Origin of the sequence: Novosphingobium sp. SG707 (assembly GCF_012275515.1) — a bacterium.
Taxonomy (GTDB): Bacteria; Pseudomonadota; Alphaproteobacteria; order Sphingomonadales; family Sphingomonadaceae; genus Novosphingobium.
This window is the reverse complement of sequence record NZ_JAAZQL010000033.1, coordinates 1-1,933: the sequence shown is the minus strand read 5'-3', so window position 1 is coordinate 1,933 and position 1,933 is coordinate 1. Positions and strand designations below refer to the sequence as shown.

Here is a 1,933-nt window from a genome sequence, read left to right as displayed (position 1 = left end):
CTTACCAATTCCACATGGTACCATCTTCGAGCCTTGCGACGGGGAGGTATGCGGGCTTGTAAGGATACTTGGCGGCGAGGGTTTCGTCGATGTCGACGCCATGGCCCGGTGTGTCGCCGACATAGAGCATGCCCGCATCGAAGGTGTAATCGTGGGGGAAAACCTCGTCGGTTTCGGGCGTGTGGCGCATATATTCCTGAATGCCGAAATTGGGCACCCAAGTGTCGAAATGCAGCGCGGTGCCCATGGTGACAGGCGAGAGGTCGGTGGCGCCGTGGCAGCCGGTGCGGACCTGATACATACTGGCAAGGTCCGCGATGCGGCGCAGATGGGTGATGCCGCCCGCGCCCACGATGGTGGCGCGGATATAGTCGATGAGCTGGTTCTGGATCAGGTCCTTGGCGTCCCAGATCGTGTTGAAAATCTCGCCCACGGCCAGCGGCGTGGTGGTGTGCTGGCGGATCAGCTTGAAGGCTTCCTGATTTTCCGCAGGCGTCACATCCTCCAGCCAGAACAGGCTGTAAGGCTCCAAAGCCTTGCCGAGCTGCGCAGCCTCGGTGGGGCTGTAACGGTGGTGGCCGTCATGCAGCAGATGGTGGTCGAAACCATAGGTCTCGCGCAGCTTTTCAAACAGTTTCGGCACGTAATTCAGCGCCTTGCGCGTGTCCCAACCGGTCACCGAGGGCAGCGCCGCATCGGCCGGTTCATAATACAGCTTGCCCCGGCCCACGCCATAGGCATCCTTGATGCCCGGCACGCCGGTCTGGGCGCGGATCGCCTTATAGCCCATGTCGATATACTGACCAACCGCATCAACCGTCTCGGCAATGTCGGAGCCATTGGCATGACCATAGACCATCACGCCATCGCGGCTGCGCCCGCCCAGAAGCTGGTACAAAGGCATGCCCGCCATCTTGGCCTTGATGTCCCACAAGGCGACGTCCACGGCGGCAATCGCGCGCATCGTGACCGGCCCGCGGCGCCAATAGGCCCCGCGATAGAGATATTGCCAGATGTCCTCGGAATTGCGCGGGTCCATGCCGATAAGGCACGGAATCACATGGTCTTCCAGATAGGAGACAACCGCCTTTTCGCGGCCGTTGAGCGTCGCGTCGCCAATGCCGTAGACGCCCTGATCGGTCTCGATCTTGAGCGTGACAAAGTTGCGACCCGGGCAGGTGACGATGACGCGGGCGGAGGTGATTTTCATGGGTTGGTCCTCACGGGGATCTGTTCCCGAATTGGTCTGCTTGTGCTAGAGAAGACTCTTGACCAATTTGAGTTGGCCTGTCAATTTCTAATTAAGCGGTAAGGCCATTTCGCGGAAGGTGACCTCAATGAACGATACCAGTCCCGCACAAGAGCGCCTCTATCAGGACCTTGCGCGGCGTTTGATGGATGAACTTGTCAGCGGCCGCTATGAAGTGGGCGACCGCCTGCCGGCCGAACGCGAATTGTCCGCGCAATTCAACGTCTCGCGCCCCACCGTGCGCGAGGCGGTGATCGCGCTGGAAGTGCAGGGTCTGGTCGAGGTGCGCGTGGGCTCGGGCGCCTATGTGCGGCGCCTGCCCGGCAAGGGCGACATCCCCGGCTTCAACATTTCCGCCTTCGAACTGACCGAGGCGCGCCTGTTGTTCGAGGGCGAGGCCGCCGCTCTGGCCGCGACCACGATCACCGAGGAAGGTCTGGCAGAACTGGCCGCATTGGTCGAGGAGATCGAGAGCGAGAACAGCAATCCGCATGGCACCGAAAAGGCCGACCGCGCCTTTCACCTCGCCATCGCGCGGGCCACGCGCAACGCCGCCGTGGCCGAGGCGGTCGAGCGGCTCTGGTCCTTGCGCGCGGATTCGCCCGAAAGCGCGCTGCTGCACGAAAAGGCCCGCAGCGCCAACATCAAGCCCGTGGTCGAAGAGCACACCGCCGTGCTCGAAGC

General features: G+C 62.1%; 2 protein-coding genes. One reads left to right on the top strand and one right to left on the bottom strand.

Going from position 1 to position 1,933, the window contains the following annotated elements:
- Position 1: 1 nt before the first annotated feature.
- On the bottom strand, positions 2–1,210 hold the full coding sequence (gene manD / locus FHW92_RS25430) for a D-mannonate dehydratase ManD (protein WP_168606077.1): 1,209 nt from the start codon (positions 1,208–1,210) through the stop codon (positions 2–4).
- A gap of 127 nt (positions 1,211–1,337) precedes the next feature.
- Between manD and FHW92_RS25425 the strand changes: the two genes are divergently transcribed.
- On the top strand, positions 1,338–1,933 hold a 596-nt coding region (locus FHW92_RS25425), incomplete at its 3' end, for a FadR/GntR family transcriptional regulator (protein WP_168606076.1).

Excerpts from the sequence above, each read along its gene's own strand:
- manD (WP_168606077.1), bottom strand. The coding sequence starts at position 1,210 with ATGAAAATCACCTCCGCCCGCGTCATCGTCACCTGCCCGGGTCGCAAC.